The organism is Pseudoalteromonas sp. AWM4_233 (assembly GCF_056158285.1).
On record NZ_JBSWSZ010000010.1, the window covers coordinates 1 to 4350 of the forward strand.

Consider the following 4350-nt stretch of genomic DNA (forward strand, 5'->3'; position numbering starts at 1 on the left):
TTACCTTAAGTGAGCAGCACTGGGAAGTTGTGCATTTTGTGCGTGATTTTTACGTAGAGTACAACACCAGCCCGGCAATACGCATGCTGGTCAAAGCAATGGCCCAAAAGCTAGGTGAAGAAAAAGGAAATAGCATGTACTTGTATAAGCTATTCCCTAAAGGCCCCGCTAAGCAAGCGACTAAAATTGCAGGTTTACCTAAACCGGCTAGGTGCATTTAATGGTTAACAAAGCCAATAGCAAACCACGTCGTAGTAGCGGTCGTACTTATTCAAGACCTACTCAAAAACGCCAAGTTAAAAAGGCAATTAGCCCAGAGCAGCGCAAAGTGGTGCTATTGAACAAACCATTTGATGTGCTTTGCCAATTTACCGATGACCAAAACCGCAAAACGCTTGCCGACTTTATTACTATTAAAGACGTGTATGCAGCAGGACGCCTAGACAGAGATAGCGAAGGACTGTTGCTCCTTACCAACTGCGGTAATATTACAACACACACTTACCTGAACCCAATAAAAAAACAGCTAAAACTTATTGGGTGCAAGTAGAAGGCGATGTGACTGATGAGGCTATCTTTGCACTTAACAAAGGTGTAGAGCTTAAAGATGGCATGACCAAGCCTGCCAAAGTTAGGCGTATTGACGCAGCCGTCAATTTGGCCGCGTACCCCGCCCGTTCGCGAGCGTAAAAACATTCCAACCAGCTGGTTAGAAATCTCTATCACTGAGGGGCGTAATCGCCAAGTTCGCCGTATGACAGCGCATGTTGGCTTCCCTACTTTGCGATTAATTCGTTACAGCATTGGTAACTATACCCTTGATGGCTTAGACAGTGGTCAATTTAAAGTAGTGAACAACCCAGATGCATAAACCCAATGTCACAGTGGCCGCCATCGTCACATGCCAAGAAAAATTTTTACTTGTTAAAGAGCGCGATAAACACACAGGTGAGATTTGCTATAACCAGCCTGCCGGGCATTTGGAAGCCAATGAAACCTTAGCTGAAGCAGCTCATCGAGAACTTATTGAAGAAACAGGGATTAGTCTAAATGCTAGTCACCTTGTTGGTATCTATAATTTACACGCCACGAATGGCATTCACTATATGCGTTTTAGCTTTGCTTTTAATAGCCCAGAGCTGTTTAAACCATCTCCCAAAGATGATGACATTCTCAGCGCAGATTGGTTTAGCCTTGAGCAAATTAAAAGCCTGCCGCTTAGAAGCCCTCTGGTTTTAAAATGCATTGAAGATCATTTAGCTGGTAAAGCCTACCCACTTAGTTTGATTTACCAATAAGCGCTGTGATTTTGGCTGGTTTGGGCGTCTAAAAGCATGCTATAATACCGGCCTTTCCATAGCAGTTAAAAAATGACAGCGAATATTATGAGCGAAAATAGTCACATTAAAGTCATCGTGGGTATGTCCGGCGGTGTTGATTCTTCTGTATCAGCGTATTTATTAAAGCAACAAGGCTATCAAGTTGAAGGCCTGTTCATGAAAAACTGGGAAGAAGACGATAATGATGAATATTGCGCTGCAGCTGAAGACCTAAAAGACGCACAAGCTGTGTGCGACAAGCTAGGTATTGAGCTTCACACTGTAAATTTTGCAGCCGAATACTGGGACAACGTGTTTGAGTACTTTTTAGCAGAGTACAAAGCAGGCCGTACGCCAAACCCAGACATCATGTGTAATAAAGAAATTAAATTCAAAGCATTTTTAGAATTTGCAGCACAAGCACTTGGGGCTGATTACATCGCGACTGGCCACTATGTTCGCCGCGAAAAACGTGGTGATAAATTTGTAATGTGTCGTGGCCTCGATGACAACAAAGATCAAAGCTATTTCTTATACACTTTAAGCCATGAGCATATTGCGCAAACACTTTTCCCTGTTGGCGATATTGCTAAGCCTGAAGTACGCCGCATTGCTGAAGAGCAAGATTTAATTACGCACGATAAAAAAGACAGTACTGGTATTTGTTTTATTGGTGAGCGTAAATTTAAAGACTTCTTACAAAAATTCTTACCAGCACAGCCAGGTAAAATTGAAGACACCGATGGCAACGAAGTGGGTGAGCACGAAGGCTTGATGTACCACACACTTGGTCAACGTAAAGGTCTATTAATTGGTGGCATGAAAGAAGGTTCGGGTGAACCTTGGTATGTAGTTGATAAAGACGTTGAGCGTAACGTATTAGTGGTTGGTCAAGGTAAAGACCACCCTCGCCTGTACAGCAATGGTTTAAATGCAAACCAGCTGCACTGGGTTGACCGCGAAGGTCCGAAAGGGACCACACGCTGCACTGTTAAAACCCGCTATCGCCAAGAAGATATCAGCTGTACTTTACTTGTTGGTGAAGATGGTATGGCGCGCGTACTATTTGATGAGCCACAAAAGGCAGTGACACCGGGCCAATCAGCTGTATTCTACGCTGACGAAGTCTGTTTAGGTGGCGGCATTATTGATTCGGTGATCAAATAATGACAGAGCACCAAGTCATGGCTTTAGCTGCCATGTGTCAAGTTGCTAAACAAGTACAAAAAGTTGCGCAATATGGCCAAGGCAGTGATCACGAATTAGAAAAATTACTAAACTGTATTGTTGAAACATCACCAAATAGCCCTGAAGACGTGTATCAGGGTAAGCATAATTTACGTGAAGGCTATCGCATTTTGATTGCACAGCTTTCGGCTGGCGCCGACAAAGACGTCGAAATCGTAAAATATGTGGGTGGTTTAATGCAATTAGAACGTGCATTAAGTTCAAAACAAAACAGTTTAAATGAATTAGGTCGTCGCATTGATGATGTTAAACGTCGCCTCGACCATTTTGCTATCACAGATGATACTGTAGTAGCAGCGCTTGCTGATATTTACTCATCGGTGCTAAGCCCCCTTGGGCATCGTATTCAAGTGTATGGCAAGCCAGAGTTATTAAAACAGCAGCTCACGCAAAACAAAATTCGTGCCCTATTATTGGCCGGAATTCGTAGTGCCGTGTTATGGCGACAAATGGGCGGTAAACGCCGTCACTTTTTCTTTGCAAAAAGAAAAATCCTCGCCATTGCTAAACAATCAATTTAATTATCGTTCAAACTAGACAATTTAGGAGTCATTATGGAGCTTTCAGCGTTAACCGCTATCTCTCCGGTAGATGGTCGCTATGGCAGCAAGACCACGGAACTACGCAGCATTTTCAGCGAATTTGGTTTAATCAAATACCGTGTAACTGTTGAAGTTCGTTGGTTACAAGCTTTATCTGCAGCTAGCGCAATCAAAGAAGTACCGGCTTTTAGCGACGAGGCTAATGCTTTACTTAATGCCATTGTTGATAACTTTAGCGAAGCGGATGCAGCACGCGTTAAAGAGATTGAGCGCACAACTAATCATGACGTAAAAGCAGTTGAATACCTACTTAAAGAAAAAGTAGCTGATAACGCAGAGCTTAACGCAGTTAACGAATTCATTCACTTTGCATGTACTTCAGAAGACATCAATAACCTGTCTCACGGTTTAATGCTTACTGAAGCGCGTGACAAAGTATTACTTCCATACTGTGACCAACTTCTAAATGCATTAAAAGAAAAAGCAGTTGAGTACAAGTCAGTTGCGATGATGACACGTACCCACGGTCAACCAGCTACCCCTTCGACAATGGGTAAAGAGTTTGCAAACGTCTACATGCGCTTAAAGCGTCAACGTGACCAAATTGTGCTGGCGTTGATCCGATTTCGGTGTTAGATATAAAGAAAATTGTTGAGCATTTAAAAAACCGCGGCATTGGTGTCCTCATTACAGATCACAATGTAAGAGAAACCCTTGATGTTTGTGAGAAAGCTTATATTGTTTCACATGGTGAATTAATCGCGTCAGGTACGCCTGAGTCAGTTTTAGCTGATCAAACCGTAAGAGACGTCTACCTAGGTGAACAATTCCGTCTATAGTTAAAGCAAGACATAATCCAAATAACAAAAAGGATTGTTAGAAATACATGAGGCAATCGCTACAGCTGCGCATGGGGCAGCAACTAACCATGACACCACAATTGCAACAAGCAATTCGCTTGCTGCAATTGAGCACACTTGATCTACAGCAAGAGATCCAAGAAGCGCTGGATAGCAACCCTTTACTCGAAGTAGATGAGTCGGAATTAGAGCCAAGTACTGATGGCAATGATTCAGACAAAGCGACCAAAGACACTGACTCTAGCGAGCAACTCTCTAACTCTACTGATGATGGTCACGGTGATGAACCGACCAGCGATTACGAACTCGATAGCGATGCAGCACTGAGTAAAGACACTGTCAGGTGCTGTGTAAGAGGTGAATCTAACCGTCGTTAACCTT

4 protein-coding genes and 4 pseudogenes are annotated in these 4350 nt (G+C 43.1%); all 8 read left to right on the forward strand.

Annotation, left to right across the window (positions count from 1 at the left end; translation table 11 throughout):
• Positions 1-221 (forward strand): TusE/DsrC/DsvC family sulfur relay protein (locus ACXAC4_RS18100; RefSeq protein WP_475164344.1); only part of this gene is annotated, 221 nt, incomplete at its 5' end.
• A pseudogene (locus ACXAC4_RS18105) lies at positions 221-871 on the forward strand (pseudouridine synthase). The gene ACXAC4_RS18100 and the pseudogene ACXAC4_RS18105, both read left to right, overlap by 1 nt.
• Positions 864-1298, forward strand: a complete 435-nt coding sequence (locus ACXAC4_RS18110; protein ID WP_138600628.1) for an NUDIX hydrolase — start codon at positions 864-866, stop codon at positions 1296-1298. Before ACXAC4_RS18105 ends, ACXAC4_RS18110 begins: the two are co-directional and overlap by 8 nt.
• 87 nt (positions 1299-1385) lie before the next feature.
• Complete coding sequence (gene mnmA / locus ACXAC4_RS18115) at positions 1386-2486, forward strand: tRNA 2-thiouridine(34) synthase MnmA (protein WP_119852693.1); 1101 nt, start codon at positions 1386-1388, stop codon at positions 2484-2486.
• The gene (hflD, locus tag ACXAC4_RS18120) at positions 2486-3088 is read left to right on the forward strand and encodes a high frequency lysogenization protein HflD (RefSeq protein ID WP_054561602.1); all 603 of its coding nucleotides are present in this window, start codon (positions 2486-2488) and stop codon (positions 3086-3088) included. Before mnmA ends, hflD begins: the two co-directional genes overlap by 1 nt.
• Before the next feature lie 33 nt (positions 3089-3121).
• Positions 3122-3715, forward strand: a pseudogene (locus tag ACXAC4_RS18125) (lyase family protein); the annotation flags it as partial.
• 2 nt (positions 3716-3717) lie between these two features.
• Positions 3718-3948 (forward strand): annotated as a pseudogene (locus ACXAC4_RS18130) (ABC transporter ATP-binding protein C-terminal domain-containing protein); the annotation flags it as partial.
• 47 nt (positions 3949-3995) lie between these two features.
• Positions 3996-4149 (forward strand): annotated as a pseudogene (locus tag ACXAC4_RS18135) (RNA polymerase factor sigma-54); the annotation flags it as partial.
• Positions 4150-4350: the final 201 nt, after the last annotated feature.